22 protein-coding genes are annotated in these 26,199 nt (G+C 52.4%); 18 read left to right on the forward strand and 4 right to left on the reverse strand.

From position 1 onward, the window contains the following. Positions 1-206 precede the first annotated feature (206 nt). From AWM70_RS21650 to AWM70_RS21700, 11 genes are all read left to right on the forward strand, one after another. Entirely contained in the window at positions 207-1,946 is a 1,740-nt protein-coding gene (locus AWM70_RS21650) for a glycerol-3-phosphate dehydrogenase/oxidase (RefSeq protein ID WP_068700963.1), read from the forward strand. A gap of 191 nt (positions 1,947-2,137) precedes the next feature. Beyond that, positions 2,138-4,093, forward strand: a complete 1,956-nt coding sequence (locus AWM70_RS21655) for an ATP-dependent DNA helicase (RefSeq protein WP_068699940.1) — start codon at positions 2,138-2,140, stop codon at positions 4,091-4,093. A gap of 74 nt (positions 4,094-4,167) precedes the next feature. Then, positions 4,168-4,800, forward strand: a complete 633-nt coding sequence (locus tag AWM70_RS21660) for an NUDIX hydrolase (RefSeq protein WP_083180483.1) — start codon at positions 4,168-4,170, stop codon at positions 4,798-4,800. Positions 4,801-4,896: 96 nt separating this feature from the next. After that, on the forward strand, positions 4,897-5,385 hold the full coding sequence (locus AWM70_RS21665; protein WP_237167783.1) for a spore coat protein: 489 nt from the start codon (positions 4,897-4,899) through the stop codon (positions 5,383-5,385). Between the two features lie 184 nt (positions 5,386-5,569). Further along, on the forward strand, positions 5,570-6,583 hold the full coding sequence (locus tag AWM70_RS21670; RefSeq protein ID WP_068699943.1) for a DUF3231 family protein: 1,014 nt from the start codon (positions 5,570-5,572) through the stop codon (positions 6,581-6,583). A 185-nt stretch (positions 6,584-6,768) separates the two neighbouring features. Next, on the forward strand, positions 6,769-8,739 hold the full coding sequence (locus AWM70_RS21675; protein WP_335582137.1) for a bifunctional 2',3'-cyclic-nucleotide 2'-phosphodiesterase/3'-nucleotidase: 1,971 nt from the start codon (positions 6,769-6,771) through the stop codon (positions 8,737-8,739). Between the two features lie 287 nt (positions 8,740-9,026). Beyond that, positions 9,027-9,479 carry a MerR family transcriptional regulator gene (locus tag AWM70_RS21680; RefSeq protein ID WP_068699945.1) on the forward strand — a complete coding sequence of 151 codons (453 nt, stop codon included), beginning with the start codon at positions 9,027-9,029 and terminating at the stop codon, positions 9,477-9,479. A gap of 18 nt (positions 9,480-9,497) precedes the next feature. Continuing rightward, entirely contained in the window at positions 9,498-10,706 is a 1,209-nt protein-coding gene (locus AWM70_RS21685) for an MFS transporter (protein WP_068699947.1), read from the forward strand. Between the two features lie 20 nt (positions 10,707-10,726). Beyond that, positions 10,727-11,149, forward strand: a complete 423-nt coding sequence (locus AWM70_RS21690) for a universal stress protein (protein WP_068699948.1) — start codon at positions 10,727-10,729, stop codon at positions 11,147-11,149. A 151-nt stretch (positions 11,150-11,300) separates the two neighbouring features. Continuing rightward, positions 11,301-11,771 (forward strand): GNAT family N-acetyltransferase, encoded by a 471-nt coding sequence (locus AWM70_RS21695; RefSeq protein WP_068699950.1) that lies wholly within the window; start codon positions 11,301-11,303, stop codon positions 11,769-11,771. Positions 11,772-11,967: 196 nt separating this feature from the next. Next, the gene (locus AWM70_RS21700; RefSeq protein ID WP_418303193.1) at positions 11,968-13,422 is read left to right on the forward strand and encodes a SulP family inorganic anion transporter; all 1,455 of its coding nucleotides are present in this window, start codon (positions 11,968-11,970) and stop codon (positions 13,420-13,422) included. Between the two features lie 124 nt (positions 13,423-13,546). Here AWM70_RS21700 and AWM70_RS21705 read toward each other — a convergent pair whose 3' ends face one another. Continuing rightward, entirely contained in the window at positions 13,547-14,884 is a 1,338-nt protein-coding gene (locus AWM70_RS21705) for a 5'-deoxyadenosine deaminase (protein WP_068699952.1), read from the reverse strand. A gap of 287 nt (positions 14,885-15,171) precedes the next feature. On the opposite strand from AWM70_RS21705, the gene AWM70_RS21710 reads away from it, so the two are divergent. The 5 genes from AWM70_RS21710 to phnE (AWM70_RS21730) all read left to right on the forward strand — a co-directional run bounded on the left by AWM70_RS21710 (position 15,172) and on the right by phnE (AWM70_RS21730) (position 20,181). Beyond that, a complete protein-coding gene (locus tag AWM70_RS21710) occupies positions 15,172-16,287 on the forward strand; it encodes a phosphodiester glycosidase family protein (RefSeq protein WP_068699954.1) in 1,116 nt (371 codons plus the stop codon). Between the two features lie 262 nt (positions 16,288-16,549). Further along, positions 16,550-17,641: a phosphate/phosphite/phosphonate ABC transporter substrate-binding protein gene (locus AWM70_RS21715; RefSeq protein ID WP_068699956.1), complete on the forward strand. Its 1,092-nt coding sequence runs from the start codon at positions 16,550-16,552 to the stop codon at positions 17,639-17,641. Positions 17,642-17,768: 127 nt separating this feature from the next. Then, on the forward strand, positions 17,769-18,551 hold the full coding sequence (phnC, locus tag AWM70_RS21720) for a phosphonate ABC transporter ATP-binding protein (protein WP_068699958.1): 783 nt from the start codon (positions 17,769-17,771) through the stop codon (positions 18,549-18,551). Further along, positions 18,544-19,359, forward strand: coding sequence for a phosphonate ABC transporter, permease protein PhnE (gene phnE, locus AWM70_RS21725; protein ID WP_068699960.1), 816 nt, complete (start codon positions 18,544-18,546; stop codon positions 19,357-19,359). Before phnC ends, phnE (AWM70_RS21725) begins: the two co-directional genes overlap by 8 nt. 15 nt (positions 19,360-19,374) lie before the next feature. After that, positions 19,375-20,181: a phosphonate ABC transporter, permease protein PhnE gene (gene phnE / locus AWM70_RS21730; RefSeq protein WP_068699962.1), complete on the forward strand. Its 807-nt coding sequence runs from the start codon at positions 19,375-19,377 to the stop codon at positions 20,179-20,181. Between the two features lie 144 nt (positions 20,182-20,325). Here the strand turns inward: phnE (AWM70_RS21730) and AWM70_RS21735 are convergent, their stop codons facing one another. The 3 genes from AWM70_RS21735 to AWM70_RS21745 all read right to left on the reverse strand — a co-directional run bounded on the left by AWM70_RS21735 (position 20,326) and on the right by AWM70_RS21745 (position 22,592). Beyond that, the gene (locus AWM70_RS21735) at positions 20,326-21,030 is read right to left on the reverse strand and encodes an AIM24 family protein (protein ID WP_068699964.1); all 705 of its coding nucleotides are present in this window, start codon (positions 21,028-21,030) and stop codon (positions 20,326-20,328) included. A 23-nt stretch (positions 21,031-21,053) separates the two neighbouring features. Then, positions 21,054-21,497, reverse strand: a complete 444-nt coding sequence (locus AWM70_RS21740; protein ID WP_068699966.1) for a hypothetical protein — start codon at positions 21,495-21,497, stop codon at positions 21,054-21,056. 213 nt (positions 21,498-21,710) lie between these two features. Beyond that, positions 21,711-22,592 (reverse strand): helix-turn-helix domain-containing protein, encoded by an 882-nt coding sequence (locus tag AWM70_RS21745; RefSeq protein ID WP_068699968.1) that lies wholly within the window; start codon positions 22,590-22,592, stop codon positions 21,711-21,713. Between the two features lie 160 nt (positions 22,593-22,752). On the opposite strand from AWM70_RS21745, the gene AWM70_RS21750 reads away from it, so the two are divergent. After that, positions 22,753-24,174 (forward strand): MATE family efflux transporter, encoded by a 1,422-nt coding sequence (locus tag AWM70_RS21750; protein WP_083180486.1) that lies wholly within the window; start codon positions 22,753-22,755, stop codon positions 24,172-24,174. Positions 24,175-24,374: 200 nt separating this feature from the next. Further along, complete coding sequence (locus AWM70_RS21755; RefSeq protein WP_068700972.1) at positions 24,375-26,102, forward strand: ABC transporter ATP-binding protein; 1,728 nt, start codon at positions 24,375-24,377, stop codon at positions 26,100-26,102. Positions 26,103-26,199: the final 97 nt, after the last annotated feature.

Here is a 26,199-nt window from a genome sequence, read left to right on the forward strand (position 1 = left end):
AAAACAGACCATGTTATACTGGAACCAACAAGTTGATACGGGTTGGAGACGAGGAGAAACCACGAAATTTGCCGGGACCGCCGCAGGGCCGGGCTGCTTTCGTGGTTTCTTTTTTTATTCCGTCAGCAAGAGAGGAGGCGGCGCTGAGTGGCCGCTCCGCTGCTCTTGGAGGTCTGCCCGTCACATATCCAAAGGAGGTTGTATGGATGAATGCTGGAACCCCTGTTAGCAGCCTTGTCCCTACTAAACGAGCTTTCTCCGCGTTCAGCCGGGAAGCGATTTTGCAGCAGCTCGAGGAAGGCCCGCTTGATGTTTTGATCATTGGCGGGGGCATTACCGGAGCCGGGATTGCCCTGGATGCGGCAAGCCGCGGCCTGAAGACGGGGCTGGTGGAGATGCAGGATTTTGCGGCGGGCACGTCGAGCCGGTCCACCAAGCTGGTGCACGGCGGCCTGCGGTATTTGAAACAGCTGGAGATTGGTGTGGTGGCCGAGGTCGGCAAGGAGCGGGCGATTGTATATGAGAACGGCCCGCATGTGACGACGCCGGAATGGATGCTGCTGCCGTTCTACGAGGGCGGCACGTTTGGGCCGCTGTCCACTTCGTTTGGCCTGCGGGTATACGATTTCCTGGCCGGCGTGAAGAAGTCGGAGCGCCGCTCCATGCTCAGCCCGGAGGAGACGCTCCGCAAAGAGCCGCTGCTGAAGCAGGAAGGGCTGCGTGGAGGCGGGTATTACGTGGAGTACCGGACCGATGATGCCCGCTTGACGGTTGAAGTGATGAAGAAGGCCGCCGAATACGGCGCGCAGGCCGTGAACTATACGAAAGTCGAATCGCTTATCTACGCGAACGAAGGCGGCGGTGAAGCGAAACTGACCGGCGTCCAGATCACAGATCTCCTCAGCGGACGGAGTTATCAGCTCCATGCCGCCAAAATTGTCAACGCGGCAGGCCCTTGGGTGGATACGATCCGCGAGCTGGATCGCTCGAAGTCGGGCAAGACGCTGCGGCTTACCAAAGGCGTTCACCTGGTCTTTGATCAAAGCCGCTTTCCGCTGCGGCAGGCTGTTTATTTCGATACGCCTGACGGGCGGATGGTGTTCGCCATTCCGAGAGGGGGCAAGACGTATTTCGGCACAACCGATACGAACTATGCGGGGGATATTGTCCACCCGCTGGCCGATCGGGCAGACCGGGATTATTTGCTGACCGCCGCCAATTTTATGTTCCCGAACCTGAAGCTTGAGAACGGGGATATTGAATCAAGCTGGGCAGGACTGCGTCCGCTGATCCAGCAGGAAGGCAAAGACCCTTCGGAAATTTCGCGGCGGGACGAGATTTTTCACTCGCCTTCGGGTCTCATCTCCATTGCCGGGGGTAAGCTGACCGGCTACCGGAAGATGGCGGAGCATGTGGTGGACGATGTCCTCCGCCGGTTAAGTGCGGAGGGCCGGCTGCAGAGCCGGGTTCTGAAGCCTGATTGCCAGACCAAGGATATCCGTATCTCCGGCGGGGATGTAGGGGGTTCGGCAGCGTTCAAGGCTTATCAGACATCAAAAATAGCCGAAGGCGAAGCCGCCGGGCTGACCTTGCGGGAAGCGCGCGAGCTCGCCGCCTTCTACGGTTCCAACGCTTCAGAGGTCTTCGCTTACGCCAGGGACGCCGAAACGCAGGCTTGGGCAGCACGCTGCGGTCTGCCGCTTGCTGCTGCGGCCCGGCTGGCCTATGCGGTCGAGCGGGAGATGGCCGTGAAGCCGGAGGATTTCCTTATCCGCCGCACGGGATGGCTGTTCTTTAACATCAGCGAAGCCCGCCGGATGAAGGAAGCGGTAATCGCCGCAATGGCCGAACGTTTGGGGTGGTCAACAGATCAGAAACTGGCCTATGCGGAGCAGATGAACCAATATTTGCGGGAAGCGGCGGACGCCGTGCAGCAAGTTCGATAAGTTTGAGGCAATAGGACTGACAGGCCGCAAGCCGAAAGCCGCAAGCCGAAAGCTTCAAGCCACAAGTCACAAGCTTCAAAGCGGTACGCTCCTTGTCTTTTCCACCTCTTCATGACATAATGAAATTTTGCCGTTTGTTTGGGTTTAAGAGATTGTTAACCTTGTTAATTTGGTGGAGGTAGGTCAAGCTAGTGAGCCGTTATCCTTTTGAATATGATCCTTCCCGTCCGTTCATCGAACAGGCGGGCGAATGGATCGGTGATGTGTTTTATGAAGTGCTGCCCGAAGCCGGATTTGAAATCCGGGACGAGCAGATTTATATGGCTTACCAGGTAGAACGGGCTTTTGCCGATAAAATGCCGATCTTTGCCGAAGCTGGGGTCGGGACGGGCAAGACGCTTGTTTATCTGCTGTACAGCATCTGTTATGCGCGTTATACACGCAAGCCGGCGGTCATCGCCTGTGCGGACGAATCGCTGATCGAGCAGCTGGTCAAGCCGGAAGGCGATATTGCCAAGCTGGCTCGCCATCTCGGTCTGGAGATCGACGCCCGGCTGGCGAAATCCCCGGATCAATATTTATGCCTGAAGAAGCTGGATCAGGCGCAGAATATCCAGGACGACAGCCTGCCGCTGGCCGAGCTGTACGGTACGATTCCCGATTTTGTCCATGCGCATGGTGCGCTTCAGGAGTTTCATCCTTACGGGGATCGGAGGGACTATCCCGATATGACCGATGAGCAGTGGGGCCGGGTCAACTGGGATTCGTTCCAGGACTGCTTCGCCTGCGAGCTGCGCCACCGCTGCGGGCAGACGTTGTCCCGTGATCATTACCGCAAAGCGGCGGATTTGATTATCTGCTCGCACGATTATTACATGGAGCATGTCTGGACTTACGAAGGCCGCAAACGGGAAGGCCAGCTGCCGCTGCTGCCCGAGCACTGCGCCGTCGTCTTTGACGAAGGGCATCTGCTCGAATCCGCGGCGATGAAGGCGCTGGGCTACCGGATGAAACATACGGTATTCGAGGAGCTGATCAGCCGCCTGCTTCAGAACGAAATCCGCGAAACGCTGGCCGTTCTGGTGGATGAAGCTATCCTGCAGAGTGAACGGATGTTTGCGGCCATCCGCCGCCAAAGCCATAAGGTGCCCGGCTCGGACCGGATGAGCATCGAGCTGAATCCGGCGCTGCTGCGCGAGGTTCACCGGCTGCGCACCGTCATTAGCGCCATCGAGGAGGAGCTTGTCTTTGAAGGCGAGCTGTACACGATCGACAGCTATCAGCTACGTATCGTCGAGGAGCATTTGGAGATGATGGGGATCGCCCTCCGGCTGTTTGAGGAGTCCGGGGCTTTAATCTGCTGGGCAGCCGAGGAGAAGGACGGCTTGACGCTCAGCGTCATGCCGCGCAACGTTAAGCAGGTGCTGGAGGAGCGCGTGTTCAGCCAGCGTATGCCGATTGTTTTCTCGTCGGCGACGATGTCGGTGGGCAAGTCCTTTTCGTTTATGGCCGATAGTCTGGGAATCAAGAATTACCTATCGTTCTCGGTTGATTCTCCATATGATTACGTAACGAGAATGAAGGCCTACATTCCTGAACCTCTTCAAGGCGGCTTTGAGGGGAAAATAAAACTCGCCTTGCGGTTAATCCGCCACACGGAGGGCCGGGCGCTGGTGCTGCTGCGGACGCAGGAGGAGCTTCGCCGCTTCAAGGCTGCGACAGCCGGCCTGCCGGAGCTGGCCGAATATCGCCTGCTGTTTGAAGGCGACCGGGAGATCAGCCATTTGATCTCGGCGTTTCAGAATGACGAACACAGCATCCTGGCCGCCGTCCGGCTTTGGGAAGGTCTCGACGTTCCAGGACCGTCGCTGTCGAACCTGATCGTCTGGTCCCTGCCTTATCCGCCAAATGACCCGGTATTCGCTGCTAAAAGGGCGGAGGCGGCTGATCCTTTTGCAGAGGTGGATCTTCCGTATATGCTGCTCCGTCTGAAGCAGGGAATCGGGCGGCTGATCCGTTCCAGCAGCGACGCAGGGATGGTCACGATTATGGCCGATCCGGATGAACATCCGGTTCACGACTACATTGGTTCCGTTCTGCCTAATGGCGTGGAGCTGAACAAGCTGGAGGAGACTGCGGCTTTATAGAGGCTCCGGGAGGATCGGCGCTGATAAAGCCGAATAGAATAACACTTATACGCAGCATAAGGGAGGGAATTGCCGTGTCAGCTCAGGAGATGCTGGACGTATACACAGCACAGAAGGTAAGAATAGGCAGCGTCAGCCGCCAGCAGGCGCATGCCGAGGGCTTGTGGCATCAGACGTTTCAATGCTGGGTGGTTGACAAACACGCTGATCCGGGCAATCCCGGACTTCTGTTTCAGCTCCGCGCGGAGGATAAAGATACCTTTCCCGGTAAATTGGATATCTCCTGCGCCGGACATTTGCTTGCCGGCGAGACGCCGGAGGACGGGATCCGCGAGCTGGAAGAAGAGCTGGGGATTAAAGCGGAGTTCCGGGATCTTCGTTACTGCGGCATGGTGGCGCAGGAGAGCTATATTTCCCCGGCGATTATCGACCGGGAGTTTAATCAAGTGTATTTGTACGAAAGCGGACTGCCGCTTGAGAAGTATTTTTTTCAAACCAGTGAAATATCAGGTCTTTTCTTCATCGGTCTGGCCGAATACAAAGCGCTGCTCAACGGAGAGTGCGATTACGTCGAAGCAAGGGACGGGGTCCGCCACGACCGCGGGCTGGATAGGGTGTACCGCTCTGTAGAGCGGTTCGGGCTTGAAGATTTTACACCCAATTCCGAGGCCTACTACAAGCTGCTGTTTGAAGCCTTCGGTAAATAACACCCGGCACCTGATTTTCCAAATATATGAAGCCATCAGTCACTCCTGTAAGGTATGCCGAATAGGCTGAAGCATATCTTTAGGGAGGGATTTGAATTGTACAGAAACAAACCGCAGCATTTGGCCTGGCATGAAACGTTAGAGCTACATGAACTAACCGCTTTTCAAAGCAACCATCTGGTTCTGTTTAAAATGCTTTTGACCGACGTTACGGATCCGGAATTGAAGGCTCTGTATGTAGAGACGATCAAATGTATTGAAGGCAATCTCAAGGAGCTGCTGAAGTATTATCCGAAGGCGCCGGAAGGCACCAGGGGAGAGTCCAAGGGCATGGATATGACGGGCGTTTATGCAGGCCTGCTGCTGGGATTCGCCAAAACGGCGATCCGTTCCTATGCAATTGGAATTACGGAAACCTCTACGCCTGCGCTGCGGGAGACGCTGCATAAACAGCTGGATAACGCGATCAAGCTTCATGCCAAGATTTTTCATTTCATGCAGGAACGCGGATTGTATGCGGCGTATGATCTTCCAAAGCTGCTGGAGAATGACATTAACCAGGCGAATAAAGCCATTTCTTTGTAACAGATCCGTGTGTGCCGGCCAAGAGAACTTGAGAACCTGCCAACCTTTTAAGGTTGAGCGGGTTTCTTGCTGTTTCATGAAGAGTCCCTGGCGGAGAAGAGGGAACAGAGCCTTATAGGTATTAAACTTCTTTTATTGGGAATAACATCAGCAGTTCTAAATAAACAATAAAGGAAGTGTATATATGAGTGACAAGGGACCGCTCCCTCTAACCTCCTCGGAGATGGGTTTGCTTTGGACGACCTATATCAACGATACAATGTCGGTTTGTGTCTTAAAGCATTTTATAAGCAACACCGAAGACCCGGAAGTCAAGACCCTTGTCGAATTAACGCTGGAATTTTCAAGCAGGCATGTGAAGCTCCTCAAAGAGCTGTTTAATAAAGAGAACTTTGCTGTCCCCAAAGGTTTTACTGAAGAAGATGTAAACGTTCGGGCCAAACGTTTGTTTTCAGATTATTTTTACCTCTACTACATCAAAAATATGGCGAAAGTCGGTCTGGCTGTGCACAGCCTGGCTTATTCTATGAGCATGCGCGCGGACATAAGAAGCTTCTACCATGAATGCCTGGAGCAGGTTACTCTTATGGATCAAAAAGCTACTGAGCTGCTGTTGGCTAAAGGTTTGTTCATCCGCCCGCCTTACATCCCAGTTCCGGAGAAAGCGGGATTTGTGGAGAGCACCCGCTTTCTGTCAGGCGGTTTTTTTGGCTTTCGCAGTAAACGCCCCCTTTCCACAATCGAAATCGGCCATTTATTCTCCAATGTGCAAACTAATGCTTTGGGTAGAGCGCTGTTAATCGGTCTCTCCCAGGTGGTTCAGTCGGAAGAAATCCGCAAGTATCTGAAGCGGGGAGCGGATATTTCAAGCAAGCATATTAAGATTTTCTCCGATTTCCTGCTGGATGATAACCTGCCCGCGCCAATGACCTGGGAGTCGGAAATTACGACATCCACGGAGGCACCGTTCTCGGATAAGCTGATCCTCTTCCATATGTCTCTCCTGGTGGCGGCAGGAACCGGGAACTATGGGGTGGCGACGGCGGCAAGCCCAAGAAAAGACATAGCGGCAGCCTATATCAGGCTTGCTGCAGAAATTGCTGCTTATGCCGAAGACGGGGCGGTTATGATGATCAAACACGGTTATCTGGAGGAGCCGCCAGAGGCGCCGGACCGTGAGGCATTGGCCCAATCCTGATCTACGGCGAATACCGTTGGAGAATGTTCGGTTTAATAGGGTTTAATTTGGAATAAGGCAATTAATCGAAGCCGCCGGGGACATCCAAGGTGGCTTTCTGGCGTTGCTGCCGGAAGCAGCGGATGTATTTTGGCTGAGAACAAGGTATACTCGGTAGTGATTACAAGGCTGTGGGAGGAAATCCATTGAATACTGAACATTTAGAGCTATCCCAAACGAACATTACTTTGATGGCCAAGCTGCGCATTATGGCAACCACGGACGTGCACGTCCATCTGCTTGGTTACGATTATTATGCTGATCAGGAAGCCCATCATAACGGACTTGTTTATACGTCAGCCCTGATCCGCCAGGCAAGGCTAGAAGCGCCAAACCATCTGCTGCTGGATAACGGGGATATTCTGCAGGGTTCCCCGATGGGCGATTATGAAGCGCAGAAAGCGGCGAATGCAGCAAATGCGGCGGCTGATCCCGCTGCAGGGAAAGCTGCCGGGGCCGCGCCTGGTAGCGGGGAAAAGAGCAGCATTCATCCGGTATTTAAAGCGATGAATTATCTTGGGTATGAAGCCGGGACACTGGGCAACCATGAATTCAATTACGGGCTGGAGTACCTGCAGCAATGCCTGGCCATGGCCGATTTCCCTTATACGAATGCAAATATTATCGATGCTGGCAGCGGGCTCCCGCTGTTTAATCCGTTTGTTATGCTGGACAAACCGCTTAAATGTGAGGACGGATCGGTAAGCACGGTGAAGGTCGGTCTGATCGGTTTTGTTCCGCCTCAGATTATGCAGTGGGACAAAAGCAACCTTGAAGGCAAAATCCAGGTGCGCGACATGCTGGAGACTGCCCGGGAATGGATTCCGGTCATGAAGGAGCAGGGAGCGGAAATCGTTGTTGCCCTGGTCCATGCCGGCTATGAGGAGCTTCCCGAAACCCCTTATATGGAAAATGCCGCACTTCATTTCGGACAGGTGCCGGATGTGGACGCGATTGTGTTCGGGCATGCGCACAAGCTGTTTCCCGGACCTTTCTTCGAAGGGAAGACCGGCGCCGACAATGAACGCGGTACGCTGCATGGCATTCCCGCTGTGGAGCCGGGTTATGCGGGAGAGCATCTCGGCATCATCGACCTGGAGCTGGAGCATCGGGACGGCAAATGGCGGGTAGCGAACGGCCGGGCCGAATGCAGACCGGTTTATGATACGGCGGCAGGCAAGCCGCTTGTGGAACCGGATGAGGAGCTGGCCAGACTGCTGGAAGACAGCCACCAGGAAGTGCTGGCTTATATCCGCGGAGCGGTCGGACAAACAACAGGACCGATCAACAGCTATTTCTCCCTGCTTGCAGACGACAGTTCGGTTCAGCTGATCAACGATGCGCAGCGGGACTACACCCGCAGACAGATGGCGGGTACGGTGTATGAAGGACTGCCCGTTCTGGCCGCTTCCGCACCGTTCAAGACGGGCGGACGCTACGGCCCGGCTCATTTCACAAGCATTCCGGCCGGCGGTCTGGCCATCAAACATATCGCGGACCTGTACAATTATCCCAACACGCTTCATGCCCTCCACCTGAATGGAGCCGAACTTAAGGAGTGGCTGGAATGGGCGGCGGGACTGTTTACGCAAATCGATCCGGATTCGGCTGAGGAACAGCCGCTTGTTAATCCGGATTTCCCGAGCTTTAATTTCGATGTGATCGACGGGGTCGATTATGTGATCGACGTAACCAAACCTGCGAGATACGATGCGGCAGGCAAGCTGGTTCACCCGGAGTCAAGCCGGATTGTAAGCCTGACTTATGAAGGCCGTCCCGTGGGGGCGGAGCAATTTTTTGTAGTAGCCACCAACAGCTATCGCGCGTTCTCGTCGGAGCTGGCGAATCCGGGCGGGCAGCGAATTGTGCTGGCTTCCACAGAAGAGAACCGTCAGGTGCTTACGCAGTACATCCGCGATACAGGCACGTTCCATCCTTATGCGGACGGCAACTGGAGGCTGCTTCCGACCGGAGGCCAACCTGTTATTACCTACTTGACCTCGCCAAAAGCTCTTGAAGCCGCAAAACAGTGGGAAGGGCTGCAATTTGAAGGAATAAACGAGGCCGGCTTCGCCAAATTCCGGGTGAACCTGGACCGGCTGAAGCCAAGTCATTAGGCATTTCATGGAGTCAACCTGGAATTAGATAAGACATAGACATCAATCGCTGGACCGCTTCCGTCAGGAGGCGGTCTTTTTTCTTTGGCTAAAGGGAATCCTGAAGAGGGGAATGGAAGTTGCGGCAGATCAGGAGCACCTTTGGTAAAAGCGGCAAAAGGTTAACGTTGACGTTAACGTTAGCGAATGTATATAATATTTTATATAATAAAAAGTTATAGTATAACAATTGTTATTATTCAAGGGGGTAGGAGGGGGAAACACCGGCATCAGGAAGGAGAGCACGCATGCTGTATAAAATTGATGAGGTGGCCAAAGAATGCGGCCTGACCAAACGGACGATCCGGTATTACGAGGAAATAGGTTTGCTGCCTTCTCCGCAGCGCAGCGAGGGCGGCATCCGGCTGTACAGCCAAAGCGACATCGACTTGCTCAAGAAGATCGTCAGCGCACGCGAGGTGCTGGGCTTCTCACTGCAGGAGCTGCAGCAGTACGTCCAATACGCCGAGGTGCTGGCGGGACAGAGGCAGGCTTATCTGGAGAAGATGAACAGCCTGAGCTCTGAGGAACGGAAGAGGAAGCTAACTGAAATTGATCGAACGGTTACGGATCAGCTGGAATTAATGGAACAGAAAGTCCGGAATATCCGCGGCTTCCAGGAAGAGCTGGCCGAGTTTCAGATGCTGGTGAGAGGGGCCTTGGAGAAGTTTGATGAAGGAAAAACCAAAATGGATGAATGAGATCTGGAGGTTGAACTGATGAGTACAGAACCACATCGTTCCGGAGAGCTGCAGAAGCGCTCCGGTATCTTATCGCAGCCCAAAGCCGTTTGGGCTGTTGCTTTTGCCTGTGTTATTTCGTTTATGGGGCTTGGTCTGGTTGACCCCATTCTGCCGGCGATTGCCGAGCAGCTGCATGCCAGCAAAAGCCAGGTATCCCTGCTGTTTACGAGCTATAACCTGGTAACTGGCCTGGCTATGCTGATTACCGGCGTTATTTCCAGCCGGATCGGTATTAAGTGGACACTGCTGACCGGCATGATCTTGATTGTTATCTTTGCAGGGCTTGGCGGCCTGTCGGGAACGATCGGCCAGATTGTAGGCTTCCGCGCAGGCTGGGGACTGGGCAACGCTTTGTTTATTGCCACGGCGCTGTCGGCGATTGTCGGATTCTCGTCTTCGGGAACGGCCAAAGCGATTATTTTGTATGAAGCCGCTTTGGGGCTGGGCATCTCGGTAGGTCCGCTGCTGGGCGGGGAGCTGGGCTCGATCTCTTGGCGCGGTCCGTTCTTCGGAGTCAGCGGGCTGATGCTCCTCGGCTTCCTGTTTGTATTGTTTGTCCTGCCTAAAGTGAAGAAAACTTCTAAAACCTCTTTGAAAGACCCGTTCAAAGCGCTGGCTTATCCGTCTTTGCTGACGCTCGGAATCGTGGCTTTCCTGTATAACTTCGGCTTTTTCACTTTGATGGCTTATTCGCCTTATGTTATGGATTTGGATGAGCATGGCCTGGGTTATGTATTTTTTGGCTGGGGCGTGCTGCTGGCCTTGTCTTCCGTGTTTATTGCTCCAAAAATTCAGCGCCGCTTCAATCTGGTTCCTTCTATCGGCTGGATGCTGACGTTGTTTGCGGTTGATTTGGGCGTTATGGCCATCGGCACGATCAATCACTCGCCGAACACGGTTATCGTGGCGGTTATTGTAGCCGGTTTATTCCTCGGTATCAATAACACCTTGATTACTACGGCGGTAATGCAGGCTGCGCCTGTAGAACGTTCAACGGCGTCTGCTTCGTACAGCTTTGTCCGCTTCCTGGGCGGGGCGGTATCGCCTTGGCTGGCCGGCAAATTGTCCGAGTGGTATACAGCGGAGCTGCCTTTCTGGTTTGGCGGGGCAATGGTGCTTGTAGCTGTTATTGTTCTGGTTGCCCGAGGCCGGCATTTGCGCGGCATTAACATGGAAGGTCATTAAATCAGAGGAGTGATCACGTTATGCTAACTCATATTTTAGTGCCGGTAGACGGTTCGGATCATGCTCTCCATGCTTTGGCTTATGCTAAAAACCTGCTCCTCAGCCTAAAGGACTCTCCGCGTTTGACCGTCCTTCACGTCAATCCGGACGTAACCATCAACGAACCGCCGGTTGGCGTGGAGCTGGATGAACAGATCGAGGCCGAAGGCAGCCGGCTGCTGGTCCCGGTTCAGGAGCTGCTCGCGGATTTGCAGAGCGATTATAATACGCTGGTGAAGCACGGCGATCCGGGTAAAATCATTTGCCAAACCGCCGCCCAGGAGATGGCCGACCTTATCGTGATGGGGACGAGGGGAATAGGTTTGATTTCCGAGCTGCTGATTGGATCTGTCAGCCATTATGTAATCCAGCATGCAGCATGTCCTGTTCTGACGACCAAATAGAAGAATAACCGAAGCGTTTATAGCGTGAGGAACCGGCCGTGCCGCCTGGAGATCCAGGTAGATCGGAGGCCGGTTCTTTTTTTGTCTATAGAACTAAACCGTTTTCTGGGTTACAATGTATTCCAGTAAAATCAAGGAGATAGACAATAACATGGTTACATTGGAGAGAATAAAGAAAGGCCAGGTACGTCCGGAGCTGGAGCTGATGAACTCCGATCCATATTTTAATTGGGTTTCCAAAGGAAAAAAGCAATTTACCCTGGAGGAAGCGCTGGAAGAGATTTATGAATCTGAAGCATTAGGAACCGAAAGGTATTTTATTGTGCTTAACGATGAGCGGATTGGCATTCTGGAGTTTCTAATGAAACATCCCAAGGACGATCAAACCTGGCTGGGTCTACTCCTGATCGGGAAACCCTGGCAGCGAAAGGGCTACGGGACGCAAACCTTCAAGCTGTTCCTGGCCATGATGCAGGAAAGGACGGTGTCCTGCATACGGATTGGCGTAACGGTTAATAATGAACCAGCTCATCATTTCTGGATTAGACAGGGGTTTAAGCCGATAGATTCGAACCAGAAAGAGGACGGCAGGGAAATTATAATATACGAACGGGTCATCTAGAGATTTTATCTAAAAATAAGGAAATTTATCTTTTAAGCGGTTACATAAAGGAATTCCGCTTTTGTATCAAAGCTTAGTTTCAGTTTATAATGGAAGTCTAAGTGTTGCATCGGACCTATTTTAAAATAACATTATGCAGACAAGACGGTCTTCCGGATGTCTGCTATTTGTTTTGACAAGAAGGAGGATTTATTCTTTGTTTTTCACACAACTTAAAAAGCACTGGTTCTCCAATACGCGGACTGATCTTTTATCCGGTATGACCGTAGCGCTGGCGCTGATTCCCGAGGCGATCGCCTTTTCCATCGTAGCGGGCGTCAGTCCGATGGCAGGTTTGTATGCCTCCATTACGATGGCGATCATCATTTCGCTTGCCGGAGGACGGCCGGGCATGATCTCCGCAGCCACCGGCGCGATCGCGCTTCTGGTAACAGGCCTTGTGAAGGACCATGGGGTCGAATATCTGTTTGCGGCAGCCGTGCTGGCCGGGGTCATCCAGATCCTTTTAGGCGTGCTCAAGCTTGGCAGATTCATCACTTTTGTCCCCCAACCAGTTATGACGGGGTTTGTCAATGCGCTGGCGATTCTAATTTTTATGGCGCAGCTGACCCATTTCAAAGGCCAGGGCTGGGTGATGTATGCTTTGGTGGCGCTGACGCTGGTCATTATTTACGTGCTGCCCCGGATTACAAAAGCGGTGCCTCCTGCGCTGGTTGCCATTATTATCATATCGATTCTGACGATTGCGCTTCATCTGGACGTCTACAAGGTTGGCGACTTGGGGAATCTGACCCGTGATCTGCCGACCTTTCATCTGCCGAACATCCCTTTTACTTGGGATACCTTTATGATTATTTTGCCTTATTCGATATCCATGGCTTTTGTAGGCCTGCTGGAATCGCTGATGACGGCCATGCTGATTGATGATTTGACGGACACCAGCAGCAACAAAAACCGCGAGATGCGCGGTCAGGGCATGGCGAACATCGTCACCGGCTTCTTCGGAGGCATGGGCGGCTGCGCCATGATCGGCCAGTCCATGATCAATATAAAATCCGGGGGAAGAACACGGCTGTCTACCCTGGTGTCGGGGGTATTCCTGATGATCCTGCTGGTTTTGCTGGGCAATATCGTCAAACAGATTCCGATGGCTGCACTGGTAGGCGTTATGATCGTTGTATGTATCGGAACCTTCGACTGGAAATCTTTAACGACCTTAAATAAAATTCCTTTGCCGGATGCGGTTGTGATGGTCGTGACGGTCATTGTGGTGGTAGCAACGGATAATCTGTCCATCGGTGTGGCGGTCGGCGTAGTGCTCAGTTCAGTCGTATTTGCCTGGAAAATGGCTGTTGTCCGTCTGACGGAATCGGCCGCTGAAGACGGAAGCAAGGTGTACTCCGTTTCCGGACCAATGTTTTTTGGCACGATGCATCACTTCGTGAACGAATTTAATGCGACTGAAGATCCGGAGCGGATCACCATCGATTTTTCCAGAACCCATATTTGGGATCAATCGGCTGTTAACGGCATTGCGAGGGTCATCGAGAAATACCGCCAGCAAGGCAAGGAAGTCAGCATCAAGGGGCTGAATGCCGAAAGCAAGGCGCTAGTGGAGCGGATTGGCCTTGCCGGAGCGGGCAGTCATTAGGCCGTTCCATGAGAAAGGGAACCAAGAGGACGGGACGGGAAAGATGGAACCCGATTAAAAGGTGCTGTCGCGGATGCGGCAGCACCTTTTAATCTTTGACCTGCGTGTCTCGGAACTCGTTAAGTTAAGCCAAGGCGCCGCGTTTCAGCAGACGTTTGATGCTGTTGTTGGCTTCCTTCAGCACCGTCGCTTTATCCAGGGTTGTCATCAGACCACGCTCCATGACTACTTTGCCGCCGATGATCGTCGTTTCGACGTCCGCGCGGGTGGCCGAATACACAATCCGGGAGATCGGGTCGACATCATAGGAAGGGAACGTATGAAAGTCCATCAGGTTAAGGATCGCCAAATCGGCTTGTTTGCCGACTTCGATGCTGCCGATCTCCTGCTCCATGCCAACGGCTTTGGCTCCGCCGATAGTAGCCATGCGGAAGACCGTGCGGGCATCCATCACAGTAGGACCGTGATGAGGTTTCTGAATTAAAGCGGCGAGCCGCATTTCATTAAACATATCCAGATTGTTGTTGCAGGGAGCGCCGTCCGCGCCAAGGCTGACGGAGATTCCCTGGGCAAGCAGATCCGGCGTTTCAGCGATGCCGGAGGCGAGCTTCAGGTTGGAGCCTGGGCAGTGGCTCACGCGGACGCTGCGGTCATGCAGGATGCGTTTCTCTTCTTCATCCAGCCAGATGCAGTGGGCCAGAATCAGCCGTTCGTTGGCCAGTCCGATATGATCGAGATAAACGATGTTGCGCATGCCAGTAGTGGCCTGCACAATATCGATTTCCCCGCGGTTCTCGGAGGCGTGGGTATGCACCATCACCTTGTACCTGGCCGACAAATCGCGGACTTCTTTCAATAACGGTTCCGTACAGGAAACGACGAAACGGGGGCAGAAGGCATAGCGGATTCTTCCGTCATCATAGCCGTCCCATTGCTCAAGCAGATAGACGCTTTCCTGCAGGGAAGCGGAGGTATCCTCCTGAAGCGGCAGCGGAATGTCGCTGTCCTTCCGGTCCATCATGACTTTCCCGGACAAGGCGCGGATGCCGCTTTCGGCAATGGCGCGCAGGGCGGAGCCGGTATGGTGGACGGTCTCCATATCGACGATCGTTGTTGTTCCGCTGGCGATCAGCTCGCCGATACCCAGCAGGGCGGAGTAATACACGGACTCTTCGTCGTGGGCCGCTTCCAGCGGCCAGATGCGATTCCGCAGCCAGTCCATCAGCTCCAGATCGTCGCCTTTGCCGCGGAACAAGGTCTGGCATAAATGGATATGTGTTTGCACGAAACCTGGAATCACCGTTCTGCCGGAGGCTTCCAGCGTCCGGTAAGGGCCTTCGGGAGCAAGCTGTCCGCCAACCGCGGCTATCCGTCCATTTTCAATCCAGATATCTCCATACAGAATATCCTCTGAAGCATTCATAGTAATGATTTCGGCGTTCCTGATCAGCAAATTCTCCATATGGCGTTCTCCTCCTCAGCTGCTGTAAATGGGTGTTTCTGTCCTCCGCACGGAGGTTCCGTGAGAAGCTTATTACCGATTATCGCGGAATCTGGAGCAGTTGAACAATGAGAATAACATATCGGCTTGATAACACTTTTTTATTCAGGGTCAGCCGGCAGCCGTCGTTGATGAAGAAAATGAAACTTTCATTGTCGTCATTTCGTCTATTATGGGAGTATTCGGGAGCTTAACGAAGTATTCCGGATCCTATTCAGGCATTTTCACAGAAAAGAGGGAAAGACCACATGGCGCAAACGGCGCTGCCCAAACGCCAAGAGTCGCGGGCGGGCAGAAACAGGAAGAAAAGAAAAAAGAAATTCGGATTTTTCCGTTTTGTATACCGGACAGTCATTTTATTTCTGATCTTGGGCATTATCGGCGTATGCTGGCTGTTCTTCACCAAATCCGGCGAGAACTTCCGCTATCTGGCGGCGGACACGCTGATTACAACCCAACATCGGCAGTGGGCGAAATATGTGATCGGGGAAGATGAGCTCAAGAAACGTGTAGCGGAATATACGCAGCAGTTTGAACAGATGGGCACGGAGAAGGATACCCATACGATCAGCATCCCTACCCCGGTGAAGGCGGAACATAAACCGCTGGTGCAGATCGAGGAGATTTCAGGCGCCAGCTACCATGGGTATATTATGACCGTCAATGACCCGACCAAAATTCGCCTCGGCGTTCCCGCTAAGGCGGGCAAAGGCGAGAAGGTATCGAGTATGGTCAACCGGCTTGGCGCGATTGCGGGGGTTAACGCTGGCGGTTTCGACGACCCGAACTGGAAAGGGAACGGTTTTAAGCCGATTGGTGTTGTCATCTCGCAAGGCAAACTTTATTACAATGGGCTTGGCAGCAGCGCTTCTACCCAGATAGTAGGGATAGATAAACAAGGCAAGATGATTGCAGGCCATTATTCGCTGAAAGAGCTCAGTGAAATGAATGTACAGGAGGCTGTCACCTTCCAGCCGAGGATTATCGTCAACGGCAAGGGACAGATCAAGAACCATAAGGACGGCTGGGGCATTGCCCCGCGTACCGCGATGGGACAGCGTGCTGACGGCGCGATTCTGTTCGTGGTCATCGACGGCCGCCAGCCGGGCTACAGCATCGGAGCTGATTTGTATGATGTCCAGAACATTATGCTGAAGCATGGCGCGGTTATCGCGGCAAATCTGGACGGAGGCTCCTCGACCGTGCTGGTCAAGGACGGAAGCATTCTGAACAAACCTTCCTCGCAGTACGGCGAACGTTATTTGCCTACGGCCTTCCTTGTCTTTGATCATCCGGAGAACGTGAAGGTGCCGAATGTTTGGCAAGGACTGAATCCAAAGGATATTGACGGCGGGAAGAAATAAACGCTTAGAGCGCGGCCGGTAAAAACAGTTCCCCGCAGACCATTGGGCTGCGGGGATTTTTTGTCTTTATCCGGGGAAGATAAAGGGCAGCGGGATGTTTAAAAACGAATAAAGAAAACTTTTCAGACTCATTGAAAAGATAACAAATAATAATGTAAAAAATCTTAACATATTAATTTACATCTCGATGACAACCCGTTAATATAGGATAAGTATGATAGTTTTGTGTCTTAGATAATATAACTTTAGGGGGATCTTACGAGTGAAAAACAAGCTTTCTCTTTTTGCCATGTTCGCATTGACTTTGGTGCTTCTGGCAGGCTGCGGCTCCAACAACAACTCGGCAGCAAACAACTCATCCGCTGGCAACACTTCAGGCAACGCCTCTACTGCACCGGCAGCTGATGCGTCGAAGGAAATCAAGGAGCTTAAAATTAGCTTTGTTCCATCCAAGGATCCAGGAGAGATCATTACGGCTACCGATCCATTAAAAGATATGCTGAAACAGCAATTGGCTACTGAAGGTTATAACGTTGATAAAGTGACTATTGATGTAGGTACAACTTACGAAGCTGTAGGGGAAGCGTTGACGGCCGGAACAACGGATGTCGGTTTCATCCCAGGCGGAACTTATGTCCTGTATGATGATGGCGCTGATGTAATCCTGACTGCTACACGCGCGGGCTTGTCGAACGATTCCGATAATCCGAAAGACTGGAACGACAACAAACCAACCCAGCCAACTGAAGATCAAGCAACTTACTATCGCGCATTGTTCTTCGCTGGTCCTTCTCCAAAGGGTCAAGAGCTGGCTGCTAAAGTAAACGCAGGCGAGAAATTGACTTGGGATGACCTGAACAGCGCTAACTGGGCTGTAATGTCGACTTCGTCTTCCGCAGGTTATATCTACCCAACATTGTGGCTGCAAAATAATTATCAAAAAGGCATCACCGATCTGGCTCATGTCGTAACATCCGATTCTTACGGCAGTTCCTTTGCCCGTCTTGCTGCTGGACAAGCTGACGTAGTTGTCGCTTATGCTGATGCAAGAAGAGATTTCGAGAAGCAATGGACAACAGACTTCGGCCGCGGCAAATCGATTTGGGACGAAACAAACGTAATTGGCGTTACAGACGGTATTTATAACGATACCATCAGCGTTAGCAAAAACGATCCGCTGATGACAGACGACTTCAAGAAAGCTCTGCAGGATGCCTTTATCGCCATCGGTCAAACCGAGGAAGGCAAAAAAGTCATCGCAATCTATAGCCATGAAGGCTACAAAGCGGCTCAATCCTCCGATTACGATGCGGAGAGAAAAGCTCAAGAAATTATCAAGTCTTTGAAGAAGTAATTCGTTGTCGCCTGGAAATTGATCAGGATTTTATTAAAAAAGGTGAGAGCATCATGCCTACATGATGCTCTCATCTTTTCCTAGTTCAAGAGAGTTAAGTCAAGTCTAAAGAGATCGGGGTAATTCCATGATAGAGTTCATTAATGTGGAGAAAAAGTACGCAAACGGAACGGTTGCTCTGCAAAATATCAATTTGACCATAGAGCAGGGCGAGTTCGTTGCGGTTATCGGCCTTTCCGGTGCGGGAAAGTCGACGCTGATCCGCTGCATCAACCGGATGCATGATATTACAGGCGGGCAATTGAATGTAGACAACGTTGATGTTGGCAAGCTGAGAGGAAGACAAATTCGTCGTTTCCGCAGAAGAATCGGCATGATCTTTCAATCCTTTAACCTGGTAACCCGGACAACCGTTCTGAAGAATGTGCTTGTCTCCTTTGTTCCTGACCTGCCGTTCTGGCGCAAGCTCACAGGGATCTATAACCGCGAGCACAAAATTAAAGCTTTGGAAGCGCTGGATAAAGTGGGGATTTTGGACAAGGCCTATATCCGCGTAGACCAGCTGTCCGGCGGTCAGCAGCAGCGGGTTGCTCTGGCGCGTACGCTGGCTCAGAATCCGGATATTATTTTGGCGGACGAGCCGATTGCTTCTCTTGACCCGGTAACGGCCAAGATGGTAATGGATGATTTTAAACGCATCAATCAAGAGATGAACATCTCCGTTATTATGAATATCCACCATGTGGAGGTTGCTCTTGAATATGCAGACCGCATTATCGGCATTCATAAAGGGGCAGTTGTATTTGACGGGGAATCGGCCCAGGTGACTAAAGAGATTCTGGACACCATCTATGGAGGTCAGGTCGAGGAGGCCACAGCTTCGCTGGAGGAGAGTCCTGCCCATGTATGATAAAATCTTCCCGCCTAAGAAAATTGTTCTTCCCGACGGTAAGGTTGTTTTAGAGAAGAGAACGCGTATCCCGCTGATCTTGCTCATCTTGATTGTTGCTACTTATTTTTCGGTGCAGCTGACCGATTTCAGCTTAAAGATTCTGTTCACTCGGATTGGTAATTTTTTTACGATTATCGGCAGCATGATTCCTCCGAAATGGAATTACTTTGACGACTTGCTCGGCGCGTTGTTTGCCACGCTGCAAATGTCATTGCTGGGCTCGGTGATAGGAGCTGTACTGGCTCTGCCTTTTGCGGTAGCGGCTTCGGCCAACATCATCCGCAACAGGGTTGTCGTTGCTGTATTTAAAGTTATCTTGAGTTTGCTAAGAACGCTTCCTACACTGGTAACGGCTCTTATCGCTACCTTTGTGTTTGGTCTTGGGCCAACAGCGGGGGTTGTAGCGATCCTGCTGTTCACGCTTTCCTATGTAGGGAAATTACTATATGAACAGATTGAAAACGTGGATATGGGCCCCTTTGAAGCCATGGAGTCGATCGGCATGTCCCGAATTGAAGCTTTCCGTTCAGCGATCATTCCTCAGGTCCTTCCGGGTTATCTGTCTACCTCGCTGTTTTGTTTTGAAGGTAACGTTCGTTACGCGGCGATTCTTGGTTACGTCGGCGCCGGCGGCGTAGGCCTTCTGATCAATGAGAATCTTGGCTGGCGCGATTATCCAAGCGTTGGCATGATTATCGTGGCGCTTGTCGTAACGGTGTATATTATTGAAACTGTCAGCGAGTATTTTAGAAAAAAGTTAATTTGAGGGAGAAGTTGTGTTATGACGACTGTAGAGAAGCAGCTTCTTGCTTCGCCAAAAAGAACCTGGTATTACCTTACGATTGCGGTCATCCTTATTTTGTTGATCGGCTGGTCCGCCATGGCCGTAACCTTCAAGGACGTGAACCAAAGCGGCCTCAAAATTGCAGGAAATATTATGAGGGGGATTGTGCATCCGGATTGGCATTTGCTGTTTAACGGAACCAAGCAGAGCGTGCCCTATCTGCTGCTGCAGACGGTAGCAATCGCTTTTCTGGGAACTATTGTAGGTGCGATTGTATCTATCCCGCTTGCTTTCCTGGCTGCTTCCAATATTGTGCCTAAACCTATTTCCTGGCTTACCCGGTTATTGCTGATTATTATCCGCACGATTCCCGCTCTCGTATACGGTTTGATGTTTATTCGCGTTTCCGGTCCAGGTCCGTTTGCCGGTGTTCTCACGATTGGGATTACCTCGATCGGGATGCTGGCCAAGCTGTACGTGGATGCGATTGAAGAGCTGGATACCCGTGTATTGGAATCCATGACCTCGATTGGCTGTACTACTTTCGAGAAAGTCCGTTACGGGATTATCCCGCAGCTGATGTCCATCTTTATGTCCGTAACCATTTACCGGTTTGACATGAACATGCGCGAAGCTTCCATTTTGGGCCTGGTTGGCGCCGGCGGGATTGGTGCTCCGCTGATCTTCGCCATGAACGGTTATAAATGGAACCAGGTCGGATCGATTTTGATCGGACTGGTTATCCTGATCCTGATTATCGAGCTTCTCTCCAACAAACTTCGTTCGAAGCTCATTAAGGGTTAAGACAAGCTGGATGGGGTCTTCATATCCAAAATTTAATAACATGATGCAGGTTAAGGTCTGAACTTCAACCTGCCGACCCGAAGAAGCCCAGCCGAAACGGTTGGGCTTTCTTGCGATTATTTACCGGCATTTGACCAGCAGCTTCTATTTAATAAAGACGCCGCCGAAAGGGATCACCTCGCGCAGAATCCGCTTGAACAAGCTTTCATTTTGCAGGCTGTCCTCCAGCTTGCGGCTTTCGCGTCCGGCTTGAAGCAGCACGGAGCCGAGGCCGGTTATTTTCCAATGATAGCTCATATGCTGGCTGGCCAAATGGTTGCCGTAAACAGCAAGCTCCATTCGCGCATTCTCCGGGTAAGCGATAACGCTGCTGGCTTGCACATAAAGCGGTTCCGAAGGATGCAGGGCGGCTTCGACGACATGGCCCTCCGTCAGCAGGCCGATCTGGCCAAGACCGGAGAACTTCATTTTAATGGCATCACGGGTGATGAGCATGTTCTTGACGCTCAGGATTCGGCTTTGTATCGTCACGCCATCCGTGTAATAGAAGAGGTGTCTATAGTCGTACAGCAGGTCGCTCCCCGTTTGAAGCTCGACAGGCTTCAGGCTGTATCCGGGAGGCAGGACGGCGATGAACTCGCAGGGCCCCGTCAGGTCGGCGCGGATGAGCTTGTGCTTCCGGTACATGCCTTTCACGTCCATCAGCCGGTCTGCCCGGCCGGCTGAAGCCCCGCGATAAGCGATGATCTGACCGGGGTGCAGAACATGAGCGGTTTCGCCTTCCGACAGCCGGAAGGTGGCGGCTTCGCCTAAAGCTTGGAGCGACTCCGTTTCAAAGTGGATTTCCACGGTTTGTCCTCCTTGGATGTAATTTATTTGCGAAGCAGAACCCGGACCACACGTTTAAATACGAAGTAGCCGATAAACAATCCGATTGCGGAATAGAGCATAATGCGCAGCTTGTGGGAGGTTGCCTCGCGGGAAGCGTTGATTGCCTGCAGCGTCTGTACCGTTTCGGCAAGCTGACGGTTCTGAGCGGAAAGCTGTTCGTTCTGCGCAGCCAGCGCCTCGCTTTGCTGCCGGTAGGTTTCCAGGCTGCTTTGGGTATCTTGAAGCTGCTGGGCAGCTTGATCGTAATTGTCCTGAAGGCGGTTAAGTTCGACTGGCACTTCGGAGAAACTTTTTATACCGTTATAAACGTCATTAAAATAATTCGCATGGGCGGAAGGGAGGTTAGCGTTTAAGAAAAACAAACCGGATAAGAGCAGGGTCAGAACGTAAAGGGAGCGGACGGCCAGCAGTTTTGTTTTCTTCATTCGGATCGCACTCCTTTCTCAGGCGGCAAACATAAGTAAAGGGCAAGCAGGGCTTGCCCTTATCTACTACTTAGTACGCAGCGGCACGGTCTAAAGTTTCCTGATATTGCAATTATTTATGACATTTTTCGCGTTTTTTTCAGAAAAAAAGGACGGGCCACCCGCCCTGCGCTGCTCAGCGCCAGAGAGGAACGGGTCTGGAAATGATCCCCTTTAATAGGCGAAGCGCTTCCGGTATTTCCGCGGGGACACGCCTTCGTATTTCACGAAACAGGAGGTGAAATACGCCGACTGGTTAAAGCCAACCTCCTCGGCGATCCGCGCGATGGACAAGTCGGTCTGCATCAGCAGCAGCTTGGAGCGTTCCACGCGGTAACGCACCAGATAAGCAGCAGGGGAGCAGCCGAATGCCTTCTGCATACAGCGGGCGATATAAACCGGATGGAAGTTGATGCTTTCGCCAAGCGCCTTGGCGGTTACTTCCTCCCGGTAATGCTCGCGCAAATAAGCAGCGGCCCTTTCGGCGCAAATCATTTGCGCAGACGGAGCTTCGCTGGCGGCGAAATCAGCCAGCTGGCGCAGCACCTCTTGGAACAGCAGCTGCTGTTTGAAACGGCTGCCGGGCAGGTGGAGCGATTTGCCGAGCAGGGTCAGCTCCTCCAGCACTTCGCCGAATTTGCCCGGCTGAGGCAGGCTTACGTACTGCGGTATAAGCTGGGTGAAGGGGGTTATCGTCATGGTCGGCAGAAACACTGGCAAGTCGGACACGTTATGCTCCGGGCGATGTTCAGGAAGCTGCTCCTGAAGAGTCCATAGACCGGTCGTCTGGAAATGCAGCCAGAAATAAAAGGTGTCCTCCCGGCATTCGGCCGTTGAATAATGATAGCGGTCGGGTGCCAGAATCAGGCAGTCACCGGAGGAGACCTCGTAATCCCGGCCTTCCTCGCTGATATAAATGCAGCCGCTCCGCACGAACAGCAGGTCAAATACACCTGTATTCCGTCTGCTCACATGCCGGGAGCCCACAGGCAGGCGTTCATAATCACAGGCAATAAAATGCGGAAGCGGAGGGATCGTGAACTCCAGCATAAACATAAATAATCTATCCTTTTCTGAAGGGAGATATGGTTGGAATTTTGAAACTTTAGGTTGTAAAAATGATAGTTCCGATTCAGTATACCATCTATAATTTGTTTCAGACAAAAATGTGAAGGAGCAAAGAGCGCTGCTCTTTCTTTCCCTTCGGGAGGTTGTAATGTTGAAAAAAGAATCGCCCCATAAATTCTCATTATGGATGCTCGCCTGGCCCATCTTCATCGAGCAGTTTCTCCAGTTCCTGCTGGGGGCAGTCGATACGCTGATGGTCAGCCATCTGTCGGATGACGCCGTGGCAGTGGTTGGGTTCTCCAACCAGCTGTTCAACGCGCTGACAACCTTGTTCGTGACGGTGGCGAGCGGGGCAGGGATTCTGATCGCGCAGAAGATCGGCTCCGCTAAAGAGGAGGAAGCCCGGACAGTCGGCATAATCGGATTAAAGGTAACGGCTTTGATCGGACTGGTTCTAAGTGTGGTCCTGATTGCCTTCCCTGGGCCGATCGCCCGAATCCTGCAGCTGCCGGACGAATTAATGTCCTTGGGAGAAACCTATATATCCATCGTTGGCGGGGGGATGATCCTGACGGCGCTGATCGCGGTATTGAGCACCGAAATTCGCAGCACGGGCAACACAAAAGCGCCGATGCTGATCGCGGTGGGCATGAATCTGATTCATATCGCACTCAACTATTGTTTTATCTTTGGCAGATTTGGTTTTCCGCAAGCCGGGCTCGCCGGGGTGGGCGTGTCTACGGTAACAAGCCGTACGCTGGCCTGTATCGTGTTGTTTATTATTTTCCTGAATGCTTTCAGCCGGAAAATTAACTTTAAAGATCTTCGCTTGTTTGATCGCAAGCTCTTTAAAGAGATTATGGACATCGGCTGGCCGCTGGGCGTCAACTCGGCCAGCTGGTTTTTCTCCCAGCTGGTGATCTTTTCGTTCCTGGCCATGCTTGGTGCAAAAGAGCTGGCCGCCCGGACGTATATGAATACGCTGGAATCGTTCTGCTTCCTGCTTGGTTTCTCGGTTGCGCTTGCGCTGCAAATTCAGGTCGCCCACCTCTTCGGCGGGGGACGAACCAAAGAAGCCTACAAGGCTTCTTATAAAGCGCTGGCCATCGGGCTTCCGCTGGTAACGCTGAATGCTCTGATTCTCGTCTTCTGCGGCCGCAGCCTGCTGGGTCTGTTCACGGATGATCCGGTCATCCTGAACATCGCGGAATCACTGTTATGGCTCAATATGCTGCTCCAGCCGGGGAAAATGCTCAACATGGCCCTCGGCAACTCGCTGAATGCCGTCGGCGATGCCCGATACACGATGACGGTATCGCTGATTGTCATGTGGATTGTAGCCGTTTGCGGCTCTTACCTGTTAGGCGTGTCCGCCGCTTGGGGCATCACGGCCATTTACAGCTGTATGATCGCTGATGAATACACGCGCGGAGTATTTTCGTTTGTACGCTGGAGAGCCCGTAAACGGCTCCGCATCAAGGAGCAGGAGATGGAACACGAAGCTGCGAACCAGCAAAGCTGGAACGGGGGCAGCGGAGGCAAGCCGGCCGGGGCTGTTTTTTTCAGCTGAATAAAACAGCGGCTCAGCCATCGCCATCCCATAAGGGTTCTATAGAACATGGGCATCTTTCCCGGAAAGGGAGGGGTGCCTTTTTGCTATGCCTGTTCATATTAAGTTAACATAAAGGGGATATAGTTAGTTCTCACAGAGGCTGCCCGACTACAAGAAAGATTACTTTGCGGCCGGATAAAGGGGAGATTATTTACAAGATGTACAGCTGGAAAAGCTTTTTTCGTTTGATCGGTGATACCCGTCCATCCAAAGCGAAACTGGGGATTGCCTTGGGGTTGTCTTTGATTTCCACGATTGGCGGGCTTGTCGTGCCGCTGCTTACCCGTGATTTGGTGGACGGATTTTCATTGCAGAGCATTACGCCGCTGTCGGTGATCCTGATGGTGTTGGCATTTGTCGCCCAGGCGGTATCCGGCGCGGTTTCAATTTATTTGCTGAATCATGTTGGACAAACGGTGGTGTCGCGGCTCCGGGACCGTTTGTGGTCGAAGCTGCTGTCGCTGTCGCTGCCATATTACAATGAACACCGGACCGGTGATACGATTTCGCGTATGACCAATGATACGGCTGTTGTCAGAGGGTTAATTTCGGAGCATATTTCCGGCTTTGTGAACGGTGTAATTTCGGCGATAGGCGCGATTGTGATTCTGCTGTTTATGGATTGGAAAATGACGCTGATCACCTTCGTGGCGGTGCCTTTATGTGTCGCTGTCATCGCGCCGGTCGGCCGCCGGCTGTATCTCATTTCCAAAGATACGCAGGACGAAACGGCTTCCTTCACGACTACGCTGAACCAAGCTTTATCCGAAATTCGGCTGGTTAAATCGTCGAATGGTGAGCGGGTTGAATACGAGAATGGGCAGAAAGGGATCACCAAGCTGCTAAAGCTCGGCATTGCCGAAGGGAAAATGCAGGCGATTATTTCGCCGCTGACGATGTTTGTGATCATGCTGATACTGGTTGTCATCATCGGTTACGGCGGCATGCGTGTGACCCAAGGACAAATGACGGCAGGTTCGCTTGTTGCTTTCATCCTTTATTTATTCCAGATTATATTTCCGGTTACCCAGGTGACACAGTTCTTTACACAGCTGCAGAAAGCCAAAGGGGCCACACAGCGAATTATAGAAACGTTGGAAGCCGAGGAAGAAGACATTCATACGGGCGAAGAGCTGACCCGCCTGAATGAGCCGATTGTGCTGGAGGAGCTGAGCTTCTCTTATCCGGGGAGCGATGAAGCGACGCTGGAGCGGATTTCCTTCAGGGTGGAGCCAGGGAAGGTAACGGCTATCGTCGGACCGAGCGGCGGGGGCAAAACGACCTTGTTCTCTTTGGTTGAACGATTCTATCAGCCTACAAGCGGCGTCATGAAGCTCGGCGGAACCGAGGTATCCAGGTATTCGCTGCGCTCCTGGCGCGGACGGATCGGTTACGTATCCCAGGAGAGTCCGCTGATCGCCGGCTCGATCCGGGACAATGTCCTGTACGGCCTGGAGCGACAGGTGACTGAAGACGAGCTGAATGAAGCGCTGCGTATGGCCTACGCCGATATCTTCATCCGCGATTTCCCGGATGGTATGGAGACGCAGGTCGGCGAACGCGGCGTCAAGCTGTCCGGCGGCCAGCGGCAGCGGATCGCGATTGCCCGGGCGATTTTGCGTAATCCTGACCTGCTCATGCTGGATGAAGCGACTTCCAGTCTCGACAGCAAATCGGAAGCGATCGTCCAGGAGGCGCTGTCGAATCTGATGAAGGGGCGGACGACGCTGGTCATTGCCCACCGCTTGTCCACGGTAGTGGATGCGGATCAGATTTTATTTATCGAGAAGGGACGGATCACCGGGCGGGGAACCCATGCCCAGCTGTATGAGGTACATGACTTATATCGGGAATTTGCGGATCATCAGCTCAAGGTTCGGGCCTGATCCACGTATGAAGCGGGAGCGGAACGCGATTTAGCGTTTCGTTCCTTGTTTTTTTGTACAAGGCTGCCGTGCTTCCGGGGGATGCTTTCTCAAATTG

Source organism: Paenibacillus yonginensis, assembly GCF_001685395.1.
Classification (GTDB): Bacteria; Bacillota; Bacilli; order Paenibacillales; family Paenibacillaceae; genus Fontibacillus; species Fontibacillus yonginensis.

Bases quoted from the DNA above. Each gene is read 5' to 3' on its own strand.
- AWM70_RS21650 (WP_068700963.1), top strand. From the start codon at position 207: ATGAATGCTGGAACCCCTGTTAGCAGCCTTGTCCCTACTAAACGAGCT.
- AWM70_RS21670 (WP_068699943.1), top strand. From the start codon at position 5,570: ATGAGTGACAAGGGACCGCTCCCTCTAACCTCCTCGGAGATGGGTTTG.
- AWM70_RS21680 (WP_068699945.1), top strand. From the start codon at position 9,027: ATGCTGTATAAAATTGATGAGGTGGCCAAAGAATGCGGCCTGACCAAA.
- AWM70_RS21685 (WP_068699947.1), top strand. From the start codon at position 9,498: ATGAGTACAGAACCACATCGTTCCGGAGAGCTGCAGAAGCGCTCCGGT.
- AWM70_RS21690 (WP_068699948.1), top strand. From the start codon at position 10,727: ATGCTAACTCATATTTTAGTGCCGGTAGACGGTTCGGATCATGCTCTC.
- AWM70_RS21695 (WP_068699950.1), top strand. From the start codon at position 11,301: ATGGTTACATTGGAGAGAATAAAGAAAGGCCAGGTACGTCCGGAGCTG.
- AWM70_RS21705 (WP_068699952.1), bottom strand. From the start codon at position 14,884: ATGGAGAATTTGCTGATCAGGAACGCCGAAATCATTACTATGAATGCT.
- AWM70_RS21710 (WP_068699954.1), top strand. From the start codon at position 15,172: ATGGCGCAAACGGCGCTGCCCAAACGCCAAGAGTCGCGGGCGGGCAGA.
- phnC (WP_068699958.1), top strand. From the start codon at position 17,769: ATGATAGAGTTCATTAATGTGGAGAAAAAGTACGCAAACGGAACGGTT.
- phnE (WP_068699960.1), top strand. From the start codon at position 18,544: ATGTATGATAAAATCTTCCCGCCTAAGAAAATTGTTCTTCCCGACGGT.
- phnE (WP_068699962.1), top strand. From the start codon at position 19,375: ATGACGACTGTAGAGAAGCAGCTTCTTGCTTCGCCAAAAAGAACCTGG.
- AWM70_RS21740 (WP_068699966.1), bottom strand. From the start codon at position 21,497: ATGAAGAAAACAAAACTGCTGGCCGTCCGCTCCCTTTACGTTCTGACC.
- AWM70_RS21745 (WP_068699968.1), bottom strand. From the start codon at position 22,592: ATGTTTATGCTGGAGTTCACGATCCCTCCGCTTCCGCATTTTATTGCC.
- AWM70_RS21750 (WP_083180486.1), top strand. From the start codon at position 22,753: ATGTTGAAAAAAGAATCGCCCCATAAATTCTCATTATGGATGCTCGCC.
- AWM70_RS21755 (WP_068700972.1), top strand. From the start codon at position 24,375: ATGTACAGCTGGAAAAGCTTTTTTCGTTTGATCGGTGATACCCGTCCA.